General features: G+C 67.6%; 24 protein-coding genes. 10 read left to right on the forward strand and 14 right to left on the reverse strand.

Annotation, left to right across the window (positions count from 1 at the left end; translation table 11 throughout):
- From cyoE to C1925_RS02220, 3 genes are all read left to right on the forward strand, one after another.
- Positions 1-894 (forward strand): heme o synthase, encoded by an 894-nt coding sequence (cyoE, locus tag C1925_RS02210; protein WP_108767502.1) that lies wholly within the window; start codon positions 1-3, stop codon positions 892-894.
- Positions 895-1,183: 289 nt separating this feature from the next.
- The gene (locus tag C1925_RS02215; RefSeq protein WP_108767503.1) at positions 1,184-1,993 is read left to right on the forward strand and encodes a calcium-binding protein; all 810 of its coding nucleotides are present in this window, start codon (positions 1,184-1,186) and stop codon (positions 1,991-1,993) included.
- 304 nt (positions 1,994-2,297) lie between these two features.
- Positions 2,298-3,017: a hypothetical protein gene (locus C1925_RS02220; protein ID WP_108767504.1), complete on the forward strand. Its 720-nt coding sequence runs from the start codon at positions 2,298-2,300 to the stop codon at positions 3,015-3,017.
- 110 nt (positions 3,018-3,127) lie between these two features.
- Here the strand turns inward: C1925_RS02220 and C1925_RS02225 are convergent, their stop codons facing one another.
- From C1925_RS02225 to rpsU, 6 genes are all read right to left on the reverse strand, one after another.
- Positions 3,128-4,099 (reverse strand): bile acid:sodium symporter family protein, encoded by a 972-nt coding sequence (locus C1925_RS02225; RefSeq protein ID WP_108767505.1) that lies wholly within the window; start codon positions 4,097-4,099, stop codon positions 3,128-3,130.
- A 27-nt stretch (positions 4,100-4,126) separates the two neighbouring features.
- On the reverse strand, positions 4,127-4,627 hold the full coding sequence (locus C1925_RS02230) for a protein tyrosine phosphatase family protein (RefSeq protein WP_108767506.1): 501 nt from the start codon (positions 4,625-4,627) through the stop codon (positions 4,127-4,129).
- Positions 4,628-4,652: 25 nt separating this feature from the next.
- The gene (gene dnaG / locus C1925_RS02235; protein WP_108770590.1) at positions 4,653-6,395 is read right to left on the reverse strand and encodes a DNA primase; all 1,743 of its coding nucleotides are present in this window, start codon (positions 6,393-6,395) and stop codon (positions 4,653-4,655) included.
- Positions 6,396-6,456: 61 nt separating this feature from the next.
- A complete protein-coding gene (locus C1925_RS02240; RefSeq protein WP_108767507.1) occupies positions 6,457-7,377 on the reverse strand; it encodes a YihY/virulence factor BrkB family protein in 921 nt (306 codons plus the stop codon).
- Positions 7,378-7,494: 117 nt separating this feature from the next.
- Positions 7,495-7,938: a GatB/YqeY domain-containing protein gene (locus C1925_RS02245; RefSeq protein ID WP_108767508.1), complete on the reverse strand. Its 444-nt coding sequence runs from the start codon at positions 7,936-7,938 to the stop codon at positions 7,495-7,497.
- A 133-nt stretch (positions 7,939-8,071) separates the two neighbouring features.
- Positions 8,072-8,287 (reverse strand): 30S ribosomal protein S21, encoded by a 216-nt coding sequence (gene rpsU / locus C1925_RS02250; RefSeq protein WP_002808376.1) that lies wholly within the window; start codon positions 8,285-8,287, stop codon positions 8,072-8,074.
- Between the two features lie 165 nt (positions 8,288-8,452).
- On the opposite strand from rpsU, the gene tsaD reads away from it, so the two are divergent.
- On the forward strand, positions 8,453-9,478 hold the full coding sequence (gene tsaD, locus C1925_RS02255; protein ID WP_108767509.1) for a tRNA (adenosine(37)-N6)-threonylcarbamoyltransferase complex transferase subunit TsaD: 1,026 nt from the start codon (positions 8,453-8,455) through the stop codon (positions 9,476-9,478).
- Positions 9,479-9,557: 79 nt separating this feature from the next.
- Here the strand turns inward: tsaD and C1925_RS02260 are convergent, their stop codons facing one another.
- Positions 9,558-10,211, reverse strand: a complete 654-nt coding sequence (locus tag C1925_RS02260) for a hypothetical protein (protein ID WP_108767510.1) — start codon at positions 10,209-10,211, stop codon at positions 9,558-9,560.
- A gap of 520 nt (positions 10,212-10,731) precedes the next feature.
- Between C1925_RS02260 and folB the strand changes: the two genes are divergently transcribed.
- The 4 genes from folB to C1925_RS02280 all read left to right on the forward strand — a co-directional run bounded on the left by folB (position 10,732) and on the right by C1925_RS02280 (position 15,495).
- Positions 10,732-11,085 (forward strand): dihydroneopterin aldolase, encoded by a 354-nt coding sequence (gene folB, locus C1925_RS02265; protein WP_025878255.1) that lies wholly within the window; start codon positions 10,732-10,734, stop codon positions 11,083-11,085.
- Between the two features lie 97 nt (positions 11,086-11,182).
- Positions 11,183-12,454, forward strand: coding sequence for a mechanosensitive ion channel domain-containing protein (locus tag C1925_RS02270; RefSeq protein WP_108767511.1), 1,272 nt, complete (start codon positions 11,183-11,185; stop codon positions 12,452-12,454).
- A gap of 138 nt (positions 12,455-12,592) precedes the next feature.
- Entirely contained in the window at positions 12,593-14,767 is a 2,175-nt protein-coding gene (locus C1925_RS02275) for a glycoside hydrolase family 3 N-terminal domain-containing protein (RefSeq protein ID WP_108767512.1), read from the forward strand.
- A 155-nt stretch (positions 14,768-14,922) separates the two neighbouring features.
- On the forward strand, positions 14,923-15,495 hold the full coding sequence (locus C1925_RS02280) for a hypothetical protein (protein ID WP_108767513.1): 573 nt from the start codon (positions 14,923-14,925) through the stop codon (positions 15,493-15,495).
- 72 nt (positions 15,496-15,567) lie between these two features.
- On the opposite strand, the gene C1925_RS02285 is transcribed toward C1925_RS02280, so the two are convergent.
- On the reverse strand, positions 15,568-16,746 hold the full coding sequence (locus C1925_RS02285) for a PQQ-dependent sugar dehydrogenase (protein ID WP_174213477.1): 1,179 nt from the start codon (positions 16,744-16,746) through the stop codon (positions 15,568-15,570).
- A gap of 165 nt (positions 16,747-16,911) precedes the next feature.
- Here C1925_RS02285 and yiaA point away from each other — a divergent pair, with 165 nt between their 5' ends.
- On the forward strand, positions 16,912-17,364 hold the full coding sequence (yiaA, locus tag C1925_RS02290; RefSeq protein ID WP_108767514.1) for an inner membrane protein YiaA: 453 nt from the start codon (positions 16,912-16,914) through the stop codon (positions 17,362-17,364).
- Positions 17,365-17,521: 157 nt separating this feature from the next.
- On the opposite strand, the gene C1925_RS02295 is transcribed toward yiaA, so the two are convergent.
- From C1925_RS02295 to C1925_RS02320, 6 genes are all read right to left on the reverse strand, one after another.
- The gene (locus C1925_RS02295; protein ID WP_108767515.1) at positions 17,522-17,869 is read right to left on the reverse strand and encodes a hypothetical protein; all 348 of its coding nucleotides are present in this window, start codon (positions 17,867-17,869) and stop codon (positions 17,522-17,524) included.
- Positions 17,870-17,944: 75 nt separating this feature from the next.
- Positions 17,945-19,243, reverse strand: coding sequence for an amino acid permease (locus C1925_RS02300; RefSeq protein ID WP_108767516.1), 1,299 nt, complete (start codon positions 19,241-19,243; stop codon positions 17,945-17,947).
- Positions 19,240-20,001 (reverse strand): L,D-transpeptidase family protein, encoded by a 762-nt coding sequence (locus C1925_RS02305; RefSeq protein WP_108767517.1) that lies wholly within the window; start codon positions 19,999-20,001, stop codon positions 19,240-19,242. The genes C1925_RS02300 and C1925_RS02305 overlap by 4 nt, the downstream gene beginning before the upstream one ends.
- A 15-nt stretch (positions 20,002-20,016) precedes the next feature.
- A complete protein-coding gene (locus C1925_RS02310) occupies positions 20,017-20,865 on the reverse strand; it encodes a MurR/RpiR family transcriptional regulator (protein WP_108767518.1) in 849 nt (282 codons plus the stop codon).
- Positions 20,866-20,980: 115 nt separating this feature from the next.
- The gene (locus tag C1925_RS02315; protein ID WP_108767519.1) at positions 20,981-22,075 is read right to left on the reverse strand and encodes a dipeptide epimerase; all 1,095 of its coding nucleotides are present in this window, start codon (positions 22,073-22,075) and stop codon (positions 20,981-20,983) included.
- Positions 22,072-23,511 (reverse strand): SH3 domain-containing protein, encoded by a 1,440-nt coding sequence (locus C1925_RS02320; protein ID WP_108770592.1) that lies wholly within the window; start codon positions 23,509-23,511, stop codon positions 22,072-22,074. The genes C1925_RS02315 and C1925_RS02320 overlap by 4 nt, the downstream gene beginning before the upstream one ends.
- 131 nt (positions 23,512-23,642) lie before the next feature.
- Here C1925_RS02320 and C1925_RS02325 point away from each other — a divergent pair, with 131 nt between their 5' ends.
- A complete protein-coding gene (locus tag C1925_RS02325) occupies positions 23,643-25,109 on the forward strand; it encodes a transglutaminase-like domain-containing protein (protein WP_108767520.1) in 1,467 nt (488 codons plus the stop codon).
- Positions 25,110-25,137: the final 28 nt, after the last annotated feature.

The raw sequence follows: 25,137 nt of genomic DNA on the forward strand, positions 1-25,137 counted from the left end.
ATGTTTTCCAGATATCGCCAGTACTGGGACCTGACCAAACCCAAGGTCGTGGCCCTGATCGTTTTCACCGCCTTGGTCGGCATGGTCCTGGCCATTCCGGGCGTGCCCAGCTGGGAACAGGTGCGCGCCGGTGCGCTCGGCTTCCTCGGCATCTGGCTGGCCGCCTCGGCCGCCGCGGCCATCAACCAGCTGCTGGATGCGCACATCGATGCACAGATGGCGCGTACCTCGTGGCGTCCGCTGGTGGTGGGCAAGGTCAAACCGTGGCAGGTGCTGGTGTTTGCCGGCGTGCTGATCGTGCTGTCGATGGCGATCCTGCTGCTGTGGGTGAACTGGATCACCGCGGTGCTGACCTTCGCCTCGCTGATCGGTTACGCGGTGATCTACACCGTGTACCTGAAGCGCGCGACCTCGCAGAACATCGTCATCGGCGGCCTGGCCGGCGCGATGCCGCCGATGCTGGGCTGGGCGGCGATCACCGGCATGCAGGGTTCGTCGGACTGGGCGTACTCGTCGCTGCTGGTGCTGATCATCTTCATCTGGACCCCGCCGCACTTCTGGGCGCTGGCGATCTTCCGCCGCGAGGACTACGCCAAGGCGAAGATCCCGATGCTGCCGGTTACCCATGGCGTGGTGCACACGCGCAAGCAGATCATGGTGTATTCGGTGGTGCTGGCGCTGGTGTGCGTGGTGCCGTACCTGGTGGGCATGAGCGGCCCGTTCTACCTGGGCGGCGCGATCGTGCTCAATGCCGTGTTCCTCTGGTACGCCTGGCGCATGCTGAACCCGCCGGACGAGCTGTTCTCGATGAAGATGTTCCACTACTCCATCGTGTACCTGATGGCGCTGTTCGCGTTCCTGCTGGTGGACCACTGGATCCTGCCCTGGATGTGACCTCGGGGTCGGATCCCCGAAGGGGCTCTGACCCGCTCTGATCGCGCGGACATCCACGCATGGCGTGGATCTACTCGGGCATGGCCCATGCTCGACTTGGGGTCGGATCCCCGCAGGGGCTCTGATCCCGACTGATCGCGCGGATATCCACGCATGGCGTGGATCTACTGTAGAGCCGAGCCCATGCTCGGCTGATCGCCGGAGCATTCACGCATGACGTGAATCACCTTGAACGCCGGTTGCGGCGACGCCATTGCTGTTCCTGACCCCAGAAAAGGAAGCAGCAGGGATGCATTCGATCTTCCGTTGGACCACCGCGCTGATGCTGGCGCTGGGCATGGCCGTGAGCGCGCATGCCGACGACACTGCCGCGCAGATCCGCCAGCACACCGCCGACCACCGCATGCTGGTGCTGGGCGAATTCCACGGTACACGCGAGACGCCGCTGCTGGTACGGCAGCTGGTGGACGACTACAGCCGTGACGGCAAGCCGGTACTGCTGGCGCTGGAACTACCGCGTGCCGAAAACCCCACGCTGCGCGACTACCTGGCTTCCGATGGCGGGGCCGCGGCACGCCAGCGCCTGCACGGCCGCGCGTTTTGGACAGTGCATGACGACCAGCATGACGGCCGTCGCAGCCGCGACATGCTGGCGATGATCGAAGACCTGCGCGCGCTGAAGGCGCAGGGTCGCGTCATCGACGTGGTCGGCTATGACGTCGACAACAGCGATGGCGGCAATCAGGCACGCGACGACCGCATGGCGGCCGAGCTGCGGCGGCTGTACCGGCGCGTGCCGGATGGCGCACGCATGCTGGTGCTGACCGGCAACGTGCACGCCATGCTGCAGCGGCCGGCAGGTGCACCGCCGGAAATGCAGACGCGACCGATGGCATCACTCCTGCGCGATCTGGATATCTACAGTGTTCGATTGGGCGCGTTGCGTGGCCAGGCGTGGGCATGCGCGGACACTTGCGTGGCGCGGTCACTTCCAGAGCAGGGGGCCACGGGGCCGCGGGTCGATGCCCATGCAGGACGCCAATACGACCTGTGGGTCTGGATGCCGGAACTGAGCGTCGGCACGCTGGTGGACCCGTGACGCCAGGCAACCCATCCACGCATGGCGTGGATCTACTGAGGGCTACGCCATCCGCGGTTTGGTAGATCCACGCCATGCGTGGATGGTTTCCACGAACCTCCGTGCATTCAATGTCGGATTCTGATCGCCAGGGCGGGCACTGCATCCATTGACCAAGCTGCTGGGTTGTAGGGATTTGCCGCGCCGCGCGGTTCCTGCGAGCGGTGGGTCACAGATGCTGGCTGATCCACTGGGTCGGTCGATCCAGGGCAGATACACAGGTGTTGCGGGATGACCCGCAATTCTGTGGAGCAACGCGGTCGTGATGAATTTCCTTCTGCTGTGCGCTGCCCTCGTGGCGATTGCAGTGAATGCACCTGCATCGGATGAAGAGGCTGACGCGGTCGGGCGGTGGCTGCAGCAACGCGCCATGCATGCGGCGGCGCAGGCGAACCCATCGCCTGTGGGGAGCTACCGCATCGTGCGATTGGCAGACCTGGATGCCCCCGAAGCAGTGAAGCAGCAGCTTCGTGCTGATATCGAGCGATCCAACGGTGTCGTGCGGGTTGCAGAAGGGGGCATCCCAACGCAGGCCGAAATGCTGGCTGCCTTGCCCCGCACCCACCGTTCGGCATCGGAACTACGCCACCGCCTGCCGCAGCCACCCAGCAGGCTGGAAGGCAGTCTGCTGGGACCGGCCGAGCTGATCGGCATGGAGCACAGTGGCAGGCTGGATGGAGGAACGTCTTCGGGCTTGAGCCGCTTCTACCGGCTGGAGGGTGTCGGCATCGTGGAATTCAGCGAGAGCAATTTCATCGCTGCAGGCACGCAGATCGAGGTGATTGCGGAGGCGCAGAACACCAGGGTGAACGGCACGCCTGCGCATATCGGGAAGACCGTGGACAGCGTCGGCCGCACCCGCGTCGAGCTTGCCTGGATGGGCGGTAGCAAGACTTACAGTCTGATTGCCACCGGCGAGTCGGGGAGTGACGTGGAGCGCAATGCCCGAGTGCTGCACGACATCGCAGCGGCCATCGTGGATTAGCGGCGGCGCGAGCGTCATCCACGCATGGCGTGGATCTACGCGGGGTCAGATCCCCGAAGGGGCTCTGACCCCGTCCGCGTTACGCCGGGCATGGCCCGGCGCTACCGGACTCAGGGCGCGCGTTTCGCATACCGCTGCGCGATCACGCCGCAGACGATCAGCTGGATCTGGTGGTAGATCATCACCGGCAGCACGATGGCACCGAGGCTGCCACCGGCGAACAACACCTTGGCGATCGGCACGCCGGTGGCCAGGCTCTTCTTCGAGCCGCAGAACACGATGGCGATCTCGTCTTCGCGGTTGAAGTGCAGGCGGCGGGCCAGGAAGGTGATGAGCGGCATCGCGATGCCGAGCAGCACGGCAGCCACGACGGCCACGGCGAACAGGGACAGCAGCGGCGTCTTGCTCCACAACCCTTCGGTCACCGCTTCGCCGAACGCCGAGTACACCACCAGCAGGATGGTGGCCTGGTCGGTGTAGCGCAGCAGCGCACGCTGCTTTTCCACCCAACGGGCAATCCACGGCCGCAGCAGGTGGCCGGCCACGAACGGCACCAGCAGCTGCAGCATGATGCCGCCGATGGCATGCAGCGGATCGTGCACGCCGCCGGAGGTACCGGCCAGCGCGGTCAGCAGCAGGGGCGTGAGGAACACGCCGAGGATGCTCGACAGCGACGCGCTGCACACCGCCGCCGGCACGTTGCCGCGCGCCATCGACGTGAACGCGATGGACGACTGCACGGTCGAGGGCAGGGTGCACAGGAACAGCACGCCCAGATACAGCTCCGGCGTCAGCAGCCAGCCCGACAGCGGCTTGAACAGCAGGCCCAGCAGCGGGAACAGGATGAAGGTGCAGGCGAGGATGGTCAGGTGCAGCCGCCAGTGCAGCATGCCGCCGATGATCGATTCGCGCGGCAGGCGCGCGCCATGCAGGAAGAACAGCGCGGCGATGGCCACGGTGGTGACGTCGTCCAGCACGATGGCGGCGGCGCCCTTCATCGGCAGCAGCGAGGCCAGGCCGACGGTGCACAGCAGGGCGATTGTGAAGTTGTCCGGTCGCAGGCGCGACCACCAGCGGGTCATGGTGGGCAGGCTCCTCGTTACAGGGGGTCAGGGATGGGAGGCGGGTGCGGCCAGGCGTTGCCGGGTGGCCGCTTCCAGTGAGGTCAGGCCAGCACGCTGGCCCAGTTGCAGGGCCTGCTCGGGGCTGGCGTGTTCGTAGCGGGCATTGACCAGGCCGAGCACGGCGCCGGCGCGGTTGCCCGAGGCGCAGTGCAGCAGCACCGGGCCCTGGCTCTGTTGCAGGGCCTGGTGCACGGCGCGTACGTTGGCCGCATCCAGGCCCTCGGCGCCGGCCACCGGGATGCGCACGTAGCGCAGGCCCAGTGCCTCGGCCTGTGCGGTCTCGTCGAAACCACGGTCCTCGCCGGGCTGGCGCAGGTCGATGACGGTGCGCACGCCCTGCGCGGCCAGCGCCTGCAGCTGCGTGGCACTGGGCTGGCCGCCGGTATACAGGCCGGGGCGGACTTCGTTGAGCGGCGTGTCCCCGGCCCAGGCGGGCAGGGTCGTGCAGAGTGACAGCAACAGCAGGCAGGTCAGGCGCAGCAGCATGCTCTCTCCGTGTGTAGGGCTGCCGCTACAGGCGCAGGGTGGCGCGGGCCTTCAGCAGTTCGCGCAGTTCGTACTTGTCAGTATCGTCCAGGCCCTGCTGGCGCTGCTTTGCCAACAGCTCGTCCAGACGTTGCACCAGCAGTTGTTTCTCCAGCTGGGCCACCGCGTCGTGCAGTTCCTGGGTCCACATCGCTTCGTCGCCGGGCATGGTCTGCGCGGCCAGTGTGTGCAGCGAGGCCTGCTCTTCGCGGCCGTCGAAATGTTCCAGCAGGGCGCCGGTGCTGATGTCCGGGCGCTGTTCGACCAGCCCCAGCAGTTCCAGCAGCAGTTCCACGCCGGGCAGGCGCAGGCCCTGGAAGTGGTGCTTGCCACCCAGGCTCATCGCCAGCGAGGGCTGCTGCAGCAGCACGGCGATGGCGCCGCGTACCAGGCTGCGTTTGGCGATGGGCTGGATCTGCCGCCCCGGCGCGCGCTGCGGCATCGGTGCGCGCGCGGCTGCAGCGGTGCCACCACCGAGGCCGGTCAGCTGCGCCAGCTGCTGCTTCATCAGGTCGCCGAAGGCACCATCGGGAATCTGCGCCAGCATCGGCTTGGCCCGCTCGGCCAGGCGCGCCTTGCCGTCCAGCGTGCCCAAGTTGATCTCGCGGGTCAGTTCATCGAAGAAGAACTGCGACAGCGGCGTGGCCTGCTTCAGGCGGTCGTTGAAGACCTCGGCGCCTTCCTTGCGCACGATGGTGTCCGGGTCCTCGCCATCGGGCAGAAACAGGAAGAAGGCCTGGCGGCCGTCCTTCATGCGCGGCAGTACCGATTCCAGCGCCTTCCAGCCGGCACGGCGGCCGGCGGCGTCGCCGTCGAAGCAGAAGAACACGTCCGGCGCGTTGCGGAACAGCAGCTCGGCGTGGTCCGGCGTGGTGGCCGTGCCCAGCGTGGCCACCGCCTGGGTGACCCCGAACTGGAACAGCGAGACCACGTCCATGTAGCCCTCGACCACGATCAGCCGCTCGATCTTCTGGTTGGCCTGGCGCACCTGCCACAGGCCGTACAGTTCGCGGCCCTTGTGGAACAGCGCGGTTTCCGGAGAGTTGAGGTACTTGGGGCCGTCGTCCTTCTCGAACACGCGACCACCGAAGGCGATGACGCGGCCACGGCGGTCGAAGATCGGGAACATCACCCGGTCGCGGAACTTGTCGTAGACGTGGCCGCGGTCGTTCTTGGAGAACAGGCCGGCGCGGTCGAGCAGCTTCATCCGCCGCTCGTCCTTGCCCAGCGCATCGCGCAGGCCGCTGTAGCCATCCGGTGCATAACCGATCTGGAAGCGCGCGCGGTTTTCCTCGTCCACGCCGCGGCCGTCCAGATAGGTACGCGCCTTCTCGCTGCCTTCCAGGTTCTTCTGGAAGAACTTCGTCGCTGCATCCAGCGCCGAATACAGCTCGCGGCTGTCGTCCTGCTGCTGGGCGTTGCGCGGGTTCTCGCTGCGCGGCACTTCCATGCCGGCGCGCTTGGCCAGTTCATCCACCGCATCGAGGAATTCGAGGCGGTCGTAGTTCATCAGGAAGCTGATGGCGGTGCCGTGCGCGCCGCAGCCGAAGCAGTGATAGAACTGCTTGGTGGGCGAGACCGTGAACGAGGCCGAGCGCTCGTCATGGAACGGGCAGCGCGCCGCGTATTCCTTGCCCTGGCGCTTCAACGGCACGCGGCTGCCCACCACCTCGACGATGTCGGAGCGGGCCAGCAGGTCGTCGATGAATGCGTCGGGGATACGGGCCATGGGCAACAGGGCAGGGGCGCGGCCGGTGGCCACGCGAGGCGGAACGATCAATCCGCCTAGTTTACTCCCTGTCGGGCAGCGGGCCGGCGCTGGCCGGATCGATGCCGGCAGCGGCCAGATGGGTGCGGGCGCGCAGGCGCTCGTCGATCACTGCGGTCATCAGCGCGCCGACGAAGAACACCACGGTGGCGTAGTAGATCCAGACCAGCGAGATGACCAGTGCGCCCATCGAACCGTAGGCACTGCCCGGGGCCACGGTGGCGATGTAGACGCCGATGCCATAGCGGCCCAGCGCGAACAGCGCCGAGGTGATGACGCCGCCGATGAAGGCCTGGCGCCAGGCCACGCGGCGGTCCGGCAGATAGTGGTACATGAAGGCGAAGCCGACCGCGTACAGCAGCAGGCTGGTGAGATAGCCGATGGCCGGCAGGATGGACGGCAACTGGGCGAAGGCCACCTGCAGCATGGTGGTGGCGGTCATCGACAGGATCAGCAGGAAGCCCAGCGCCAGCACCACGCCGAAAGAGAACACGCGCTTGCGCAGCCAGGCCTTGATACCCTCCAGCCGCTCGCCGCTGGTGCGGAAGATCAGGTTCAGCGCGTTCTGCAGCTGGGCGAACACCGCGGTGGCACCGATGAACAGCAGCAGGGTGCTCCACAGCCCGGCCAGCGAGCCGACGTCGGGCTGGTTGTCGGCGTTCTTCAGCACGGTTTCGGCCACGGTGGCCGCGCTGCTGCCGGCGGCGGCGCTGATCTGCTCGACCAGGGCCTGCTGCGCGGGCGGGTACAGCGAAGCGGTCAGCCACAGCAGCAGCACCAGCAGCGGTGCCATCGAGAGCAGGGCGTAGAAGGAGACCGAGGCGGCCTGGGTGAGCACGTCGATCTCGACGAAGCGCTTGCCGACGGCCATGGGGAAGCTGTCCTGCAGGCGCTGGACGTACTTGCGTAGATTCACGGGGACAGTAGACGCGTGTTCAACCATGCCGGTGTTGTAGCAGCCGGGGGTCGAAGGCGTGGTGAAGCATCGCGGCGACGCGGTCGCGGCGGTGGGGTCAGAGCCCTTTCGCGTGGCGAAAGGGCTCTGACCCCGGGTGCTGGCTTACGAAAGCTGCTGCTTGACCAGCTTGGACACCAGGCCCATGTCGGCCTGGCCGGCCAGCTTGGGCTTCAGTGCGCCCATCAGCTTGCCCATGTCGGCCGCACCGGTGGCACCGGTCTCGGCAATGGCGGCCTGGATGGCGGCCACGATCTCGGCTTCGCCCATCTTGGCCGGCAGGTAGGCTTCGATCACCACGATCTCGGCGCGCTCGATCTCGGCCAGGTCTTCACGGTCGGCGGCCACGAACTGGGTGACCGAGTCCTTGCGCTGCTTGACCATCTTGTCCAGCACGGCGATGACGGCGGTGTCATCCAGCTCGACACGCTCGTCCACTTCCTTCTGCTTGATGGCGGCGTTGATCAGGCGGATCACGCCCAGCTTGTGCTTCTCGCCCGCCTTCATGGCGGCCTTCATGTCGTCGGTGAGCTGCTGCTTCATGCTCATGAGGAACCTCGTGGTGGTGGTGGGGCAGGGGCGGATGCCCGAACCCGGAAACGCAAAAAGCCGGCGACGCTTGCGCGTGCCGGCTTCGGCTCCACTGCGACAGGCAAGCCCATCGCAATGAAGATGCGTCCGATCAGTACAGGCGCTGACGCTTGGTGACGTCGCGCGACGAGCGGCGCAGCTGACGCTTCACAGCAGCGGCAGCCTTGCGCTTGCGCTCCTGGGTCGGCTTTTCGTAGAACTCGCGCTTGCGGGTTTCGGCCAGCACACCGGCCTTTTCGCAAGTGCGCTTGAAGCGGCGAAGAGCAAACTCGAAGGGCTCGTTCTCGCGGACTTTGACGCTGGGCATGGAATCTCCGGGACACAGTAGAACCGGGTCACGCCCGGCGAGCCGCACATTATAGCGGCGAATCAACAAACTGCAAGCGTCCAACCCTGAATGCGGGCCGGGGGTCGAAAGCAGTGAGATCTGCACGTCCCCCGAGGGGGCGGCAGGGGCGTCATAATAGCAGGCATGCGAGTCCTTGGCATCGAATCTTCCTGTGATGAGACCGGCGTGGCGGTGTATGACACCGACCTGGCCGGCAGCGCGGCCCTGCGCGCCCATGCGGTCTACAGCCAGATCGCCCTGCACGCCGAGTACGGCGGTGTGGTGCCCGAGCTGGCCAGCCGCGACCACGTCCGCAAGCTGCTGCCGCTGGTGCGCCAGACCCTGGCCGAGGCCGGCCTGGGCGTGGGCGACATCGACGGCGTGGCCCATACGGCCGGCCCTGGCTTGGTCGGCGCCCTGCTGGTCGGCGCGGGCGTGGCCCGTTCGCTGGCCTGGGCGCTGGAGGTGCCGGCGGTGGGCGTACACCATATGGAAGGCCACCTGCTGGCCCCGTTGATGGAAGACGACCCGCCGGAAGCCCCGTTCGTGGCGCTGCTGGTGTCCGGCGGCCATACCCAGCTGGTGGCGGTGGACGCCATCGGCCAGTACCGGTTGCTGGGCGAGACCCTGGACGATGCGGCCGGCGAGGCCTTCGACAAGACCGCCAAGATGATGGGCCTGCCTTACCCGGGTGGCCCGCAGCTGGCCAGGCTGGCCGAGCAGGGCACGCCGGGCGTCTACCGCTTCGCGCGGCCGATGACCGACCGCCCCGGGCTGGATTTCAGCTTCTCCGGTCTGAAGACCCAGGTCCTGATGGCCTGGCGCGACAGCGACCAGAGCGAACAGACCCGCGCCGACATCGCCCGTGGCTTTGAGGATGCGGTGGTGGAGACCCTGTCGATCAAGTGCGAGCGCGCGCTGGAAGCGGCAGGCACCAACGTTATCGTGGTGGCCGGCGGCGTTGGCGCGAACAAGCGCCTGCGCGCCCGCCTGCAGCAGATGGCCGAACGCCTGGGCGGCCGCGCCTGCTTCCCGCGCCCGGCGCTGTGCACCGACAACGGCGCGATGATCGCCTTCGCCGGCGCACTGCGCCTGCAGGCCGGCCAGCACAACCCGCCGAAGGTGGAAGTCACCCCGCGCTGGGACATGGCGACCCTGCCGGCGGTCTGAACCGGTAGAGTCGAGCTTGCTCGACTGTCATTGATGCAGTCGAGCAAGCTCGACTCTACGGCCACGCCCGGCGGACACATCACCGACGGCCGGCCAACGGCGATGCCGCCAGCACCGTCGTCGCCCGCTCATGGCGCTGCAGCCACCCCAGGGTGTGCGGGCAGCGCGCATGGATCAGCCGCCCGATCGCGGCCAGATCGGCACCGATGTCGCGCTCGAGGATGGGTTCGTGGTGGGCGATGCGGTTGCGCAGGTGGCGGATGCGGTCGAGATCGGCATGGATGGACCGACGCAGGACGGACAGCGGCGCCGAGGGTGCGTGTGGCAGCGCCAGGCCCATGGTCCCGGCCCAGATCGAATGCTCGAACCGCCGAGCGAACAATTGCTGCCAGAAGCCGAATCGCAGCTTGGCGATGACCTCCGGTACATCCTTCGGAGCTCCGGCGCTGCCTCGGACATCGCATAGCGAGGCAAGCGCGCCTTCGGCAGGAAGGCTGCGCAGCAGCGCTGGATGCCATGGCCAGCATCGACCATAACGATGCACCAGCGCCGTAGCGGCTGCATTGCGGATCACGACCTCGCAGATGTGCAACGGTGGCAGGAGGGCAGCACACATCTGCATGTTCCAGGCATAGAGCGTGGCCGGATCGACTACGCAACGCGAAGCGATGCGCTCGTAGGTCGACCATCGTTGCCGGGATAGCGCTGCCTGCAGGATCCTGCTTTCCTTCATCAACTTACTCCCAGAGAACGTGGCTTCACCTTGATCCTGGGAATGAGGCAGGAACATCAGAAAACGGCATCATGATCGTCAGTGTTTTTTTGTGGATCGGCTCGGTTTTTCACCCGGTCGTCTGCAGTGACGCATTTGCCCATTGACCGGGCTGGGTGGCACTTCTAACCTTGCGGCGTGTGCTCCGGGACTCGCGGCTGGATTCCAGCTTCCCCTGGGGACGTTGAGAGGTACCAAAGGGCCCCGCTAGCAGGGCCCTTTGTCTTTTGAGGCTCGGGCGTAGTCGTAATCGCCTCTTGATCAGCTGGCCTGACCTGCTTCAATTCCAAATACTGCGCCACCGGGACTCGCGGCTGTTCAACAGCTCCCCCCGGGGACAAACGGTAGTACCAGAGGGCCCTGCTAGCGGGGCCCTTTGTCTTTCCCGCCCCTGCCGCACCCCAGCCGCGCCGCCGCCCGTTCCGGGCAGGCTCACCGCCGTGCCGTTACCATGGCCGCCTGTATCCGGCTGGTAACCGCAATGGACAAGGTTTTCATCGAAGGGCTGACGATCGACGCCCTGATCGGCATCTACGACTGGGAACGGCGGATCCGGCAGGACCTGGTGTTCGACCTGGAAATGGGCTTCGACAACCGCCGCCCGGCCGCGTCCGATGACATCGCCCATACCCTGAACTACAAGGCGGTGAGCAAGCGCCTGGAGCAGTTCGTGCGCGAATCGGAATTCGGCCTGGTCGAGACCCTGGCCGAGCGCTGCGCGCAGATCGTGCTGGACGAGTTCGACGTGAAGTGGCTGCGCCTGAAGCTGAGCAAGCCCGGTGCGGTGCGCGGCGCGCGCGCGGTGGGCGTGATCATCGAGCGCTCTCGCGACTGACCGGTAGTGCCGGCCGCTGGCAGGCAACCTCTGACCGGTAGTGCCGGCCGCTGGCCGGCAACCTCAATCCCAACAAGAACAAACAAGGAGACAACCGATGGTGGACGCGGTGGTGGCGGTACAGTGGCTGGAACAGCTGCAGATGACACTGGAACCCTATCCCGGCGCCTACCTGGCGTTGATGATCACGGCGCTGCTGGTCGCCGCCGGCCTGGCCAACTGGGTCACCAAGCGCATCCTCGTGCGCGGCCTGCGTCGCCTGCTGCAGCGCCTGCCCGGCGCCGAATCCGGGCGCGGCAGCCACCTGATGCGGGTGATCGCGCGGCTCTCCAACGTGGTTCCCAGCCAGGTGATCGCCTCGGGCATCGCCCTCATCCCCGACCTGCCGCCCGGCCTGGTCAACGTCATCATCAAGCTGTGCATCGTGTGGGCGGTGCTGACCGTGTCGCTGGCGTTCTCGCACGCGCTGGATGCCGTCAACAGCCTGTACGAGCGCAAGCCCGATGCCCGCAACAAGCCGATCAAGGGCTACCTGCAGGTGCTCAAGATCGTGGTGTTCGTGGCCGCCGGCCTGTCCATCGTCGCCACCCTGCTGGGGGTGAAGATCGGCCCGCTGGTGACCGGCCTGGGCGCGGCCACCGCAGTGCTGATGCTGATCTTCCAGGACACCATCCTGTCGCTGGTGGCCAGCGTGCAGATCAGTGGCGACGGCCGCGTGCGCCTCGGCGACTGGATCGAGATGCCCAGCCAGAACGCCGACGGCGATGTCATCGATATCGCCCTGCACACCATCACCGTGCAGAACTTCGACAAGACCATCACCACCATCCCGACCAAGAAGCTGGTGACCGAGTCGTTCAAGAACTGGCGCGGCATGCAGGAGGCCGGCGGCCGCCGGATCAAGCGCGCGCTGTACCTGGACCAGCACAGCCTCGGCTTCCTGGATGCGGACGCGCTGCAGCGGCTGGGCCAGTTCGCCCTGCTGGGCGACTACCTGCGTGACAAGGCGCAGGAGCTGGAGCAGTGGAACGGGCGCCTGCGCGAGCAGGGCGTGGCCGAGGTGAACAGCCGCCGAGTGACCAATCTGGGCACCTTCCGCGCCTACGTGGAGCGCTATCTGCGCAGTCACCCGGGCGTCCATACCGATATGACCCTGCTGGTACGGCAGATGCAGCCCACCACCGAGGGTCTGCCACTGGAGATCTACTGCTTCACCCGCAGCACCACCTGGGCGGTCTATGAAGGGGTGCAGTCGGACATCTTCGACCACCTGCTGGCGATCCTTCCGGCCTTTGGCCTGCGGGTCTTCCAGGCCTCCAGCGATGCCATGTTGATGGCGGGGCAGCGCGCGCTGGCCGGGTCGGAGTAAGCTCCACCCTCGCGTCCGCCCCCGTATGGGCCGCCTAGACTGTGGGCGGGCGCACGAAACTGAATGACGAAACCTCTCGCCAAATGGCCCGGGAACGCTAGAATGCCGGGCTTGTAAACGTTTTCATAAGGACAGCTGGTGGCCTCCGATCGCATCGAATCCCTCATTGCCCAGATGACCGTCGAGGAAAAGGTCGGCCAGCTGGGTGTCTTCGCGGACATGGTCCGCCCGTTCGCCCCGGACGTGAACCCGGAAGCCAACGTGCGCAACGCCGACCAGGTGCTGCAGCAGGTGCGCGAAGGCAAGGTCGGCTCGCTGTTCAACGGCGTGGGCGCCGAACTGGGCCGCCGCATCCAGCAGGTCGCCACCGAGGAGAGCCGCCTGGGCATCCCGGTGATCCTGGCTGCCGACGTCATCCACGGCATGCGCACTGTGTTCCCGATCCCGCTGGGCGAAGCCGCCAGCTTCGAACCGGACCTGGCCGAGCGCACCGCCCGTGCCACCGCCGTCGAGGCCACCGCCGCCGGCCTGCACTGGACCTACGCACCGGCCGTGGACATCGCCCGCGACCAGCGCTGGGGCCGTGGCGCCGAAGGTGCCGGTGAGGACGTGGTGCTGGGCTGCGCCTTCGCCGCCGCCCGCGTGCGCGGTTTCCAGGGCGGCGACCTGCGCGCCGCCGATTCGCTGCTGGCCACGCCCAAGCACTTCGCTGCCTATGGCGCGGTGATGGCCGGCATGGAATACAACATGGTGGACATCTCGCCGCAGACCCTGCGCGACGTGCACCTGCCGCCGTTCAAGGCCGCCTTCGATGCGGGCGCGATCACCGTGATGTCCTCGTTCAACGACATCAACGGCGTGCCGGCCAGCGCCAACGCCGAACTGCTGACCGACATCCTGCGCGGTGAGTGGAAGTTCCCGGGCGTGGTGATCTCCGATTACACCGCCGACATGGAACTGGTCGCCCACGGCTATGCCGCCGACGACCGCGACGCCACCGCCAAGGCCTTCACCGCCGGCCTGGACCTGAGCATGCAGAGCGGCTTCTATGCCGAGCACCTGCCGGGCCTGGTCGAGAGCGGCGAAGTGCCGATGGCCGTGCTGGATGAAGGCGTGCGCCGCATCCTGTGGCTGAAGGAAACCATCGGCCTGTTCGATGATCCGTACCGTTCGCTGGACCCGGCGCGCGAAGCGGATACCTCGCACATCGCCGCCCATGACGAGCTGTCGCGCGATGCCGCGCGCCGTTCGATCGTGCTGCTGAACAACCGCGACAACGTGCTGCCGCTGCAGAAGACCGGGCAGAAGATCGCCCTGATCGGCCCGTTCGTGCAGGACCGCGAGAACATCGAAGGTTGCTGGACCCTGTTCGGCGACAAGCAGCGCTACGTGGACCTGGAAACCGGCGTGCGCACCGCCATCGGCGATGAAGCACTGCTGGAAGTCGTGCCGGGCAGCGAGCTGGAAGCCGCGATTCCGGGCGGCACCGAAGCGGCCGTGGCCGCTGCGCTGCGCGCCGACGTGGTGGTGCTGGCCCTGGGCGAACCGCAGCGTTACAGCGGTGAAGCGCAGTCGCGCGTGGAAATCACCCTGCCGCCGGCACAGCAGGCGCTGGCCGAGGCCGTGGCGATGACCGGCAAGCCGCTGGTGGTGCTGCTGCGCAATGGCCGCGCGCTGGCCCTGCAGGGTGCGGTGCGCAATGCGCATGCCGTGGCGGTCACCTGGTACCTGGGCACGCAGACCGGCCACGCCGTGGCGGATGTGCTGTTCGGCGATTACAGCCCGTCCGGCCGCCTGCCGGTCAGCTTCCCGCAGGTGTCCGGCCAGCAGCCGTACTTCTACAACCACCCGCGCACCGGCCGCCCGGAACTGCCGACCATGTCGGAGTTCAAGGCACGCTGGCGCGAGATTCCGAACGAGCCGCTGTACCCGTTCGGCCACGGCATCGGCTATGCGACCTTCGCCTACGGCGTGCCGCAGCTGAGCGCAGCCCAGCTCGGCTGGGACGACACGCTGACCGTGACCACCACGCTGACCAACACCAGCGCCGTGGCCGGTGAGGAAGTGGTGCAGCTGTACATCCACGACCGCGTGGCCAGCCGCGTGCGGCCGGTGCGCGAGCTGAAGGACTTCCGCAAGGTCGCCCTGCAGCCGGGCGAGTCGACCGAAGTGAGCTTCAGCCTGACCCGCGAGCAGCTGGCCTTCACCGGCCGCGACGGCGTGCTGCGTGCCGAGCCGGGCCAGTTCGACGTGTGGGTGTGTGCTTCGTCGGCCGCCGGCGAAGCCGTGCAGTTCGAGCTGCTGAAGGGCTGATCGCACCGGCAGGAACCGCCGGTGGAGCATCCACGCATGGCGTGGATCTACTGGCAGTGAGGCGCCGGGCCATGCCCGGCGTCCTCACCCATGGCAAACACGCCGGGCATGGCCCGGCGCTACCATCGGGACCTTGATCCGATGGAGTCCGCGCCATGCGCAAGATTGCTTTCCTGATTCCGGCCCTGCTGCTGGCCGCGTGTTCGCAGCCGGCACCGCCGGCCGAGCCTGCTGCCGATGCGCCGCCGCCGATGACCGGTTCCACGCCGGCCGAAGCTGCCGCCAGCACCACGCCTGACCCGGCCGCTGCGCCGCAGGCCGCGGCCGAGCACGCCAGCGAAACCCCGGCGCCCGCCGCTGCCGCCGATGAAGGCGATGCGCGCGCGCGCATCGACAGCGTGCTGGGCGATGCCGCGCAGTACGAGAAGGTGTTCAACGCCTTCAAGACCGCCGTGGTCGGCGGTGACCGCGCCGCCGTGGTGGAGGAAGTGCGCTTCCCGCTGAACATCGCCGGTGGCAAGAAGATCACCGGCCCCGGCGAGTTCCAGCGCAACTACGAAAAGATCATCACCCCGGCGGTGGTCAAGGCGATGTCCGAGCAGGAGTTCGGCAAGGTCTTCGTCAACCAGCAGGGCGTGATGATCGGCGATGGCCAGGTCTGGCTGACCGGCGAGTGCTTGGACAAGGCCTGCGCCCGTACCGAGGTGAAGGTCGGCACCATCCAGTAAACGCAGACGGCCCCGCGTGATGCGGGGCCGTTGCGTGGCGGCGATGCCGGCCATCGGCCGGCACTACCGGGGTCAGGCTTTCGGGGTCAGCTTCAGCAGGCGCGCCTTGCTGCCGTCTTCCAGCAGCCACAGTGCGCCATCGGGGCCCTGTTCCACTTCGCGGATGCGCTCACCCATGTTGAAGCGCTCGGCTTCGCGTGCGTTCTCGCCATCGAACGCCACCCGCACCAGCGAGGTGGAGGACAGGCCGCCGATGAAGGCGCTGCCCTTCCACTGCGGGAACAGGCTGCCGCTGTAGAACATCAGGCCGGCCGGGGAGATCACCGGGTTCCAGGTCACCTTCGGTGCGGCGAATTCCGGACGGGTGTCGTGGTCGGGAATCGGGCGGCCGTCGTAGTGATCGCCGTTGGAAACGATCGGGTAGCCATAGTTGGCGCCGCGCTGGATCAGGTTCAGTTCGTCGCCGCCGGCCGGGCCCATTTCCTGCGCCCACAGCTTGCCGTTGGCGTCGAAGGCGATGCCCAGCACGTTGCGATGGCCCAGCGACCAGACCTGGGCGGCGACGCCGCCCTGCGAGGCGAACGGATTGTCCGCCGGCACGCTGCCATCGTCGTTGAGGCGGATGATCTTGCCGAGGTTGCCGCTCATGTCCTGGGCCGGATCGAACTTCTGCCGCTCGCTCGAGCTGATCCACAGCTTGCCGTCCGGGCCGAAGGCGAGGCGGTGGCCGTAGTGGCCCTGGCCGCTGACCTTGGGGGTCTGCCGCCAGATCACCTTCAGGTCCTTCAGCGCGCCGCTGCCATCGGCATTCAGTGCCAGGGTGGCGCGCGCCACGGCCGCACCGCGGGTGTCCAGCGTGCCTTCTTCGGCATAGCTGACGTAGACCACGTTGTTGCGGGCAAAATCAGGGTGCAGGACGACATCGCCGAAGCCGCCCTGGCCGCCGTAGGCCACCTTCGGCACGCCGGTGATCTCGTGCTTCTGGCCGCTGGCCAGGTCCAGATGCTGCAGCTTGCCGCGCTTTTCGGTGACCAGCAGGCTGCCATCGGGCAGGAAGGTCATCGCCCACGGCTGGTCGAAACGGCTGACCTCGGTGGCAGTGAACGGGCGCTGGTCGGCGCTGGTTGCTGCCGGGGCGGTCTGGGCGGCCGCTGTCGTATCGGGGCCGGCCGCGCTGCAGGCGGTGGTGGCGAGGATGGGCAACAGGCCCATGGCGAGCAGCAGGGGCGCACGTTTCGAAGAACGGGTCATGGGTATCTCCAGGTGGGGATGCGGATGGCCAAGCCCCGTTGTACACCACGCCGGTGAACGGACGCGTGGTCCAAAGGTCCTGCTGCCCCCTGTGCGGCGCGCGGCCGATGGTCTACGGTGTGGGCGTCCGGGCAAAGCGTGCCCGTTGTCTGCCAAGGAACTGCAATGCAACCGACCGTCGTCTCCAAGCCGTCGCCCGCCTTCATCGCCGCCTCCTGGGTGGCCCTGCTGCTGGGCGCCGTGGCCTACCTGATCGGCCTGTTCAACGCCGAGATGGCCCTCAACGAGAAGGGCTATTACCTGACCCTGCTGCTGTTCGGCCTGTTTGCGGCGGTGTCGTTGCAGAAAAGCGTGCGTGACCGGGTGGAGGAGATTCCGGTCAGCGGCCTGTATTACGCGCTGTGCTGGTTCGCGCTGCTGGCCTCGCTGCTGTTGCTGCTGGTCGGCCTGTGGAACGCGACGCTGGCGCTGAGCGAGAAGGGCTTCTACGGCATGGCGTTCGCGCTGTCGCTGTTTGGCGCCGTGGCGGTGCAGAAGAACACCCGCGACCTGATTGCGGCCAATGCCGGCGAACCGGCCCGCAAGGTGGCGAGGCCGCCGTTGCCGGAACGCGAGTGACCGCTGGTTTGTAGAGCCGAGCCCATGCTCGGCTCTACAGCCACGTGCCAGTAGATCCACGCCATGCGTGGATGATCCCGCGATCCGTCGAGCAAGCTCGACGCTACAACGGCCAAAGCAGCCGAGCATGGGCTCGGCTCTACAAAGGCAGGGCCTGTCAGCCCTGGCGCCCCAGGCGCGGGTCCACTGTGTGCGCTTCATCCCAGCCACGGCGCACGGCTGCACGGGCCTGCGCCCATTCCAGGCGGCTGCGGCCACGATCGCTGGTCCAGCGCGATTCCAGCTCGCGCTCCACCTCTTCGTAGGCGCGGATCACCTGATCGGCGCGGGTCTCGTGGAAGCGCGCGGCATGCCCGACCTGGTAGGCCGGTTCATAGTCATCGAACAGCAGGCTTGCGTCGTAGTACGGCTCGGCGCTGTAGCGGTCGCGCCAGTAGTCGGAAATGGTCTCGCGCGGGGTGCTGTCATCCGGCACGCGGCCGGGAATCTGGTAATCGGGGCTCATCGATCAGGCTCCGTGGTGGACGAAGCCTGATCGTGCCCGTGCAGCGGTTAACCGCCCGGGCCGGTTGCGTGAAGATCAGGTCGCGTCGGCCTTGCGCGGCAGCTTGTAGATCACCGCACCGATGGCGAAGGCGACCAGCGCGGCGGCGATGTTCTGCCAGCTGGCACTGGCGAACAGCGCCACGCACAGCAGCAGCGCCAGCACCGGAATGAGCGGGCCACCGGGCAGCTTCAGCGCGCCGGGACGGTCGGCATAGCGCTTGGCCAGCACCAGCACCGCCGCCGCCGTGCCGATGTAGGCGAACAGGCGCGTGGTCATCGACAGCAGGGCCAGCTGCACGAACGAGCCGGACAAGGCCAGACCCAGCGCGATCAGGCCCTGGCAGAAGATCGCCGCGGCCGGCGTGCGGAAGCGCGGATGCACCTGAGCCAGCACCTTCGGGCCGTAGCCATCGCGGGCCAGGGCGAACAGGAAGCGCGGTCCCATCATCATCGTGTTGCTGTTGGTGCCGAGGATGGAGATGGTCGCGCCGACGGTGAGGATCAGCGCCAGGGCTTCGCCACCGAAACCGGCCGCGGCATCGGCCAGCGGCGTGGCCGAACTGGCCAGGCCGGCCAGCGTGCCCTGCGCCACCAGCTGCACCGCACCGTAGATGACGGTGACGGTGACGATCATGGTGATCAGGGCGAACGGGATGTCGCGGCGCGGGTTGCGGTATTCGCCGGCCGCGGCCGGGATGTTCTCGAAACCGGCATAGGCGTACAGCAGCAGGAGCGCGGCCTCGCCCATGCGCTGCAGGTCATGCGGGTCCGGGCGCTGGCCGGAGAACGCCAGCTGCGGGTCGATGTAGAACGCGCCGATGGCCACGAACAGCAGCAGCGGCAGCATCTTGCCGATGACCAGCACGATGCCGGTACGCGCCGCCGAGCGCACGCCGATGATGTTGACCCCGGTGAGGAAGCCCAGCGACACCACGATCACCGCGATGCGGCCCATGCCGGCGCCGGCCCACGGCCAGAAGCGTGCGACCGCATCGGCCAGCGCATTGCTGAGCGCGGCGGCCGAGCTGATGCGGGTCAGCCAGATCATCCAGCCGATCTCGAAGCCGGCGAAGCGGCCGAACGCCTCGCGCGCATACAGGTAGCTGCCGCCGGGTTCATCGAAGTAGCTGGCGGCCTGCGCGTAGCACAGCACCAGCAGCGCCACGACGATGCCGGCGGCGACCACGCCCCACAGGCTGAAAGGGCCGAGCAGGGCGACGGTGGCGGCGGGCAGCAGGTAGATGCCGCTGCCGACCACATCGTTGATCGACAGGCCGACGATCTGCCAGCGGCTGACCGCGCGCTGCAGCTGCGGTTCGTCCTGGGCGCTCAACGGCGTGCTCCGGTCAATGCGGGCAGCTGCCACTGCGCCTGCAGGCGCGCGTACTCGGCGCGCGGCAGCAGCACGAAGCGCGGCGTGTCCTGCGGCCGCAGCCAATCCAGCAGCGCTTGCATGCGTGCCTGCGGCATGGCCGTGCAGCCGGCGGTGGCCTCACCGGGCTGGCGCCACAGGTGGGCGAAGATGCAGCTGCCCTTGCCGGGCTGGTTCTGCGGGTTGTGCGCGATCACGAAGCCTTCCTGGTAACGCACGTCGCCCTTGTCGTGCAGGTCCAGCCGCATCGGTTCAGTGGAGCCCTGCACGGCGGCGCGGCCGACCTTGGCCGCATCGACGATGCGGTTGTAGAACGGCGAGGCCGGCACATCCATGCAGTAGCTGCTGTCGAGCATCGGCTGGTACGCCATCGCGGTACCGGGGCGCGTGCCGGCATACCCGAACGCACTGCCCAGCGCGAACACGCCGGCCGGGCTGCGGCCATCGCCTTCCTGCTTCTGTGGGCCGTCGCCCTGTGCCGGGTGCAGGCCCAGGCCCCAGGCGCTGCCGCTGCGGCCCAGCGACACCGGGAACGCCGTGCCCTGCGCGCGCCAGCCCTTGCCGTCGCGCACGAAGGCCTGCAGCTGGCCCTGGGTGCTGTCCCAGCCCTCGCTGGTGACCACGATCAATTGCCGCGCGCCATCCAGCGGCGCGGCGTGGAGGGACAGCGACGCGGCCAGCAGCAGCGCGGCGGTGACAAGGCGGGACAGCGGCTTCATCAGCAGGCGCTCCGGTCAGGAATCGAGCAGGTGGTCAATGCGTTCCAGGTTCACCGCGAGTTGCCGCTGGCGATCTGGATTGGCGTGGCAGAGCAGCACGAACAGGAAGTCGAGCAGGGCATGCATGGCGCTACGGTACAGCAGCTGCGCCACCTGCGGCGTGCGGTCGTAGGCGCACACGCCCAGCGAGGCATCGGCGTGCGCGCGCAGCGGGTTGGCGGTGTGGCGGGTGATCGACACCACCTTGCCGCCCATGTTCTGGAACTGCCGCGACAGCTGCGAAAGCTGCGGCAGGTTGCCGTATTCGGAGAACACCAGCAGCGCATCACGCGGGCGTGCCGCCGACAGGTTGGCCAGCAGCAGCACCGGATCGGTATGCGGCACCACCAGCAGGCCGAGCAGGGACAGCCGCATGGCGAACTCGCGGGCGAACAGGCCGTCATCGCCCAGCCCGTACACGAACAGCTTGGGCGCGCCGTCCAGCAGCTGGACGATGCGTTCGATCTCCTCGCGCGGGTTGGCCTGGCGGGTTTCTTCCTCGGCCTGGGCCTTGCTGCGGCGCAGGGCATCGCCCAGGCGCAGGTAGTGATCGGCGCTGTCCGGTTCGTCCGGCGCCTGCTGCGGGTCGGCACCGGCGCGGGCCACGTCCTGGCCGATGGAGTACTTCAGGTCCGGGTAGCCCTTGAAGCCCAGTTTCTGGCTGAACTTGACCACGCTGGACTGGCTGATGCCCAGCGCGCTGGCCAGCTGCTGCGAGGAGTAATCGCGCAGCAGGTGGGCGTTGTCGAGGATGAAATCGGCGATGCGGCGTTCGATGGCCGACATCTGCCCGCGCTCGGTTCGGATTTTCAGCAGGGGCGGCATGCGGGGTGTCCGGGGGTCGGGTGGCGTTCTGTGGCGTGGGCAACAGCATCCACGCATGGCGTGGATCTACTGCGGTGCGGCCCTTGTAGAGTCGAGCCATGCTCGACTGCGCAAATCAACCCAGCATCTCCAGGCCGCGTACTTCGGTGATGCCCAGCCCCGGTACGTCGCTGATGCTGATCTCCGATTCGTTGAAATGCACGCCGCCGCTGACCGGGTCGAACTGGCCCAGCGAGGGGCCGTCCAGGTCGACCTTGGTGATCACATCGCTCTTGGCCACGGCCAGGTGTACGGCGGCGGCCACGCTGATGCTCGATTCGATCATGCAGCCGATCATGCATGGCACGCCGTAGATGCCGGCGATGTCGGCAATGCGGATCGCGTTGGACAGGCCGCCGGTCTTCATCAGCTTGATGTTGATGATGTCGGCCGCGCGCTGTTGGATCAGGTCCATCACCTGGCTCGGGCTGAACACGCTTTCGTCGGCCATCACCGGCGTGTTGACGCGGTCGGTGACGTACTTCAGGCCGGTGATGTCGGCGGCTTTCACCGGCTGTTCGAGCAGCTCCAGCACCACGCCGGCGTCTTCCAGCGTGCGCATGGCATGCACGGCCTGCTTGGCGGTCCAGCCCTGGTTGGCATCCAGGCGCAGCAGGGCGCGGCCCTGCACGGCGGCATGGATCGCCTTGACCCGCTCGATGTCCAGGCCGATGTCCTTGCCCACCTTGATCTTCAGCGACTCGAAACCGCGCTCGATGGCAGACAGCGAATCGGCCACCATCTTGTCGATGTAGTCCACGCTGATGGTGATGTCGGTGGTGATGACCGGATCGCCGCCGCCCAGCATCTGGTACAGCGGCGCGCCGTGCAGCTGCGCCCACAGGTCGTACAGGGCGATTTCCACCGCCGCCTTGGCGCTGGTGTTGCGCTCCATCGCGGTCTGCACCAGCGTGCACAGATGGTTGAGGTTGACCACGTCCTGGCCGATCAGGCGCGGGGCGATGAAGTGGCGGATCGCTTCGATGATCGAGCCGTGGGTATCGCCGGTGATGACCGCGGTGGCCGGCGCTTCGCCGTAGCCGGTGTTGCCAGTGTCGGTGCGGATCAGCACCACCACGTCTTCCACGGTTTCCACCGTGCGCAGGGCGGTCTTGAAGGGGGTCTTCAGCGGCACGCGCAGCATGCCCAGTTCGATGGCGGTGATCTTCATTCGGCAGTCTTGGCCCGCAGGCGCTGGATGTTGGTGATGCGGTCGATGTAGCGGACGGTATCGCTGGCCATCATCGGCTCCAGCGGGGTGACCGAGACACCATTGAGGTGGGCCTGCACGCGCTTTCCGTCGGCACCAAACCAGCTGCCGCCCGCCGTATCGTGGATGACCCAGGTGCGGCCGTCGACGTGGCCGATGGCCATCATCACGTGGCCGGGGATGTAGACCAGGTCGCCCACCTGCAGGTCGGTCACGGCGCGGTCGCGCGCGGCCTTGCCGGTCTTTTCGGTGAACGGCAGGCGGTCCAGCGCCGGGCTGACCGCCTGCGCGCTGGTATTGCGCGGCAGCAGCACGCCGAAGCTGCGGTAGATCTCGGAAACGAAACCGCTGCAGTCGCGGGTGTCGTAGTCGTGGCCCCAGCCGTAGCGCTCGCCGAGGAACTTGAAGGCCTGCTGCAGCAGCAGGCGCGGGGTCAGCGCCAGGTATTCGCCGGCGGTGTCCTGCGAGCGCGGCAGCAGCGCCGGCACCAGCTTCAACTGGCCATCGGCCTCGCGCACCGGCAGCTGCACCACCCACGCGGCATGCGCCTGCTGGCCGTTCACCGGCGAGGCCGCGGGCCAATCGGCCAGTACCGGCAGGCGCACGCCCATGTCCAGCTGCAGGCGTGACACCCGCGGCTCTTCCGGGGTGAACGCGGTGTGCGCCACCGCGCCGGTGACAATGCGGTACGGCCCCTGCGCGCCGTAGCCGAGCACGCTGGCCTTGTCACCCGTGGCCACCGACTCGGCTTCGATCCACGCGCTGTAGCGTTCGCTGTGCACGAACAGCCAGCGGCCGTCGGCGCTGCGATGGACCACCGCGACCTTGTCACCGGGGAACAGCGCCGATTCCTGGAAGCGGTCGATATCGGTATCGCCGGTGCTGCTGAAGACGCGCTGGCGGGTCGGGAAGGTGCGCAGTGCCGCGCGCTTCACCACCAGGCCGTACTGCGGCGCCGCCTGTGCAGCGATTGCCTGCAGGCCGAGGTTGGCCTCGATCGACGCGCGCATGGCGGCTGCGATCGGCTGGCCCTGGTCGTCATAGAGGGCCCGTGTCGGCCAGCTCGACAGCGCGGTGATGCTGCTGCGCACCTGCGCGGCGGTCAGCTGCGTGGGCAGGGCGGCGATGTCCTGGATGTGTGCATCCTGGCTGCGCATGCGCGCGTTCTGCGCGTCGATCTGCGCGCGGTCGAGGATCGGCGCATCGGCGTTGTCCAGCCGCGCGGCCCAATACTGCGGGGTCAGGTAGGCCTCGTGCAGGCCAATGACATAGGGCAGCGGTGCGCCGGGATCGGGCGGTGGTGCGGCCTGTGCGAAGGCCGGCGCCGCCAGCAGGCACAGGGCCAGGGTCAACCGGCGCGGCCAGTGCCGGCGCGGTTCGCGGGAAGCCAGGATCATGCGCTGCACACCCTCCTCAATGCCTCCGGGAATACTTATTCCTTTCGGCTGCGAAAGCAAGAATAAATTATTGACCCGCTACCCGGCCCGTGTTACACAGCCGTTACCACCCGCGCTGGGGAAGTGTCGCCGTGGATCCCGTCGTTCGCAAACTGCGTCTGCCTGCCGCTGCCGGCCTGTGTGCCGCGCTGCTGCTGTGGGCGTCGTCGGCGGCGGCGCAGGACGTGCGGGAGCAGGGTGCAGGCGAGACACGATTGATCGATCTGGTCGACAGTGGCCACTTCGCGGAGGCCGAAGACCTGCTGAAGCGCGGCGACCTGCCCGCCACCGCGGCCTACCAGCGTGAGCGCATGCGCCGCATCCGCATGGATTTCAGCCTGGACGAGGCGGCAGCGAAAACCGCCGTGCGCCGCTGGATTCCCGACCTGACCGATGCCGAATTCGCGCGCTGGGATCAGCTGGGCCTGATCGAACACCTCGATATCGACGGCACGCGCTGGTACTTCAAGCGCGCACCGTCCAACCTGTTCCGGCTCAGCGATGAAGCACGTGCGCGCCGCCGTGCCGATGCACCGCTGCCGGCGCCGGGCCCGAACGAAGTGCTCAATGCGCATCACGCACGCGTGCTCGCTGCTGCTGACCAGAGCGGCGGGACGTCGGTGCTGCCGCAGCGCATTGCGTTCACCCAGTCGCTGACAGTGAAGGCCGACGCCGTGCCGGCCGGGGAAACCATCCGCGCGTGGATTCCATACCCGCGCGAGATTCCCGGGCAGCAGGAGCAGGTGCAGTGGCTGGGCAGCACGCCGGGCAAGGCGCGCGTCGCCCCGGCCAGCACTCTGCAGCGCACCGCCTATCTGGAAGCGAAGGCGGTGGCCGGGCAGCCGACCCGGTTCGAGATCCGCTACGCGGCCACGATCTTCGCGCGGCATACGGCGGTAGACCCGGCACGCGTGCAAGCCACCCCGGCCGATCCGGCGCTGCAGCCGTTCCTCGCCGAGCAGCTGCCGCACGTGCGTTTCACTCCGGCACTGAAGCTGTTTTCCGACCAGGTGCTGCAGGGCGAAACGCGCCCGTATGAAGTGGTGCGCCGGCTGTACTCCGCGGTCGATCGCATTCCGTGGGCGGGCGCCCGCGAATATTCGACCCTCAGCAACATCAGCGATTACGCCCTGCATGCCGGGCATGCCGACTGCGGGCAGCAGACGCTGCTGCTGATCGCCCTGCTGCGCATGAACGGCATTCCCGCGCGCTGGCAGTCGGGCAGGGTGTTCTCCGATGACGGCAGCGGCTACGCCAACCTGCACGACTGGGGTGCGGTCTATCTGGCGCCCTATGGCTGGCTGCCGATGGACGTGACCACCGGTGCGCTGGCCAGCGATGCGCCTGCGCTGCGCGACTTCTATATCGGTAGCCTCGATGGCTACCGCATCGCCTTCAACGATGATTTCGGCCAGCCGTTCGTGCCCGCCAAACAGCATTACCGCTCGGAAACGGTCGACTCGCAGCGCGGCGAGGCCGAGTGGGCGGGCGGCAACCTGTACTTCGACCAATGGGACGACGACTTCCAGTGGCAGGTACTGCCGGCCGGGCAACGCTAGCGCACCACCTCAACCACCACACCATTCA

It is taken from the genome of Stenotrophomonas sp. SAU14A_NAIMI4_5 (genome assembly GCF_003086795.1).
Classification (GTDB): domain Bacteria; phylum Pseudomonadota; class Gammaproteobacteria; order Xanthomonadales; family Xanthomonadaceae; genus Stenotrophomonas.

Bases quoted from the DNA above. Each gene is read 5' to 3' on its own strand.
- C1925_RS02285 (WP_174213477.1), bottom strand. From the start codon at position 16,746: ATGACCCGTTCTTCGAAACGTGCGCCCCTGCTGCTCGCCATGGGCCTG.
- folB (WP_025878255.1), top strand. From the start codon at position 10,732: ATGGACAAGGTTTTCATCGAAGGGCTGACGATCGACGCCCTGATCGGC.
- dnaG (WP_108770590.1), bottom strand. From the start codon at position 6,395: ATGGCCCGTATCCCCGACGCATTCATCGACGACCTGCTGGCCCGCTCC.
- C1925_RS02225 (WP_108767505.1), bottom strand. From the start codon at position 4,099: ATGACCCGCTGGTGGTCGCGCCTGCGACCGGACAACTTCACAATCGCC.
- C1925_RS02315 (WP_108767519.1), bottom strand. From the start codon at position 22,075: ATGAAGATCACCGCCATCGAACTGGGCATGCTGCGCGTGCCGCTGAAG.
- C1925_RS02240 (WP_108767507.1), bottom strand. From the start codon at position 7,377: ATGGTTGAACACGCGTCTACTGTCCCCGTGAATCTACGCAAGTACGTC.
- C1925_RS02230 (WP_108767506.1), bottom strand. From the start codon at position 4,627: ATGCTGCTGCGCCTGACCTGCCTGCTGTTGCTGTCACTCTGCACGACC.
- C1925_RS02260 (WP_108767510.1), bottom strand. From the start codon at position 10,211: ATGAAGGAAAGCAGGATCCTGCAGGCAGCGCTATCCCGGCAACGATGG.
- C1925_RS02310 (WP_108767518.1), bottom strand. From the start codon at position 20,865: ATGCCGCCCCTGCTGAAAATCCGAACCGAGCGCGGGCAGATGTCGGCC.
- tsaD (WP_108767509.1), top strand. From the start codon at position 8,453: ATGCGAGTCCTTGGCATCGAATCTTCCTGTGATGAGACCGGCGTGGCG.
- rpsU (WP_002808376.1), bottom strand. From the start codon at position 8,287: ATGCCCAGCGTCAAAGTCCGCGAGAACGAGCCCTTCGAGTTTGCTCTT.
- yiaA (WP_108767514.1), top strand. From the start codon at position 16,912: ATGCAACCGACCGTCGTCTCCAAGCCGTCGCCCGCCTTCATCGCCGCC.
- C1925_RS02280 (WP_108767513.1), top strand. From the start codon at position 14,923: ATGCGCAAGATTGCTTTCCTGATTCCGGCCCTGCTGCTGGCCGCGTGT.
- C1925_RS02245 (WP_108767508.1), bottom strand. From the start codon at position 7,938: ATGAGCATGAAGCAGCAGCTCACCGACGACATGAAGGCCGCCATGAAG.
- C1925_RS02295 (WP_108767515.1), bottom strand. From the start codon at position 17,869: ATGAGCCCCGATTACCAGATTCCCGGCCGCGTGCCGGATGACAGCACC.
- C1925_RS02305 (WP_108767517.1), bottom strand. From the start codon at position 20,001: ATGAAGCCGCTGTCCCGCCTTGTCACCGCCGCGCTGCTGCTGGCCGCG.
- C1925_RS02220 (WP_108767504.1), top strand. From the start codon at position 2,298: ATGAATTTCCTTCTGCTGTGCGCTGCCCTCGTGGCGATTGCAGTGAAT.
- cyoE (WP_108767502.1), top strand. From the start codon at position 1: ATGTTTTCCAGATATCGCCAGTACTGGGACCTGACCAAACCCAAGGTC.
- C1925_RS02215 (WP_108767503.1), top strand. From the start codon at position 1,184: ATGCATTCGATCTTCCGTTGGACCACCGCGCTGATGCTGGCGCTGGGC.
- C1925_RS02270 (WP_108767511.1), top strand. From the start codon at position 11,183: ATGGTGGACGCGGTGGTGGCGGTACAGTGGCTGGAACAGCTGCAGATG.
- C1925_RS02320 (WP_108770592.1), bottom strand. From the start codon at position 23,511: ATGATCCTGGCTTCCCGCGAACCGCGCCGGCACTGGCCGCGCCGGTTG.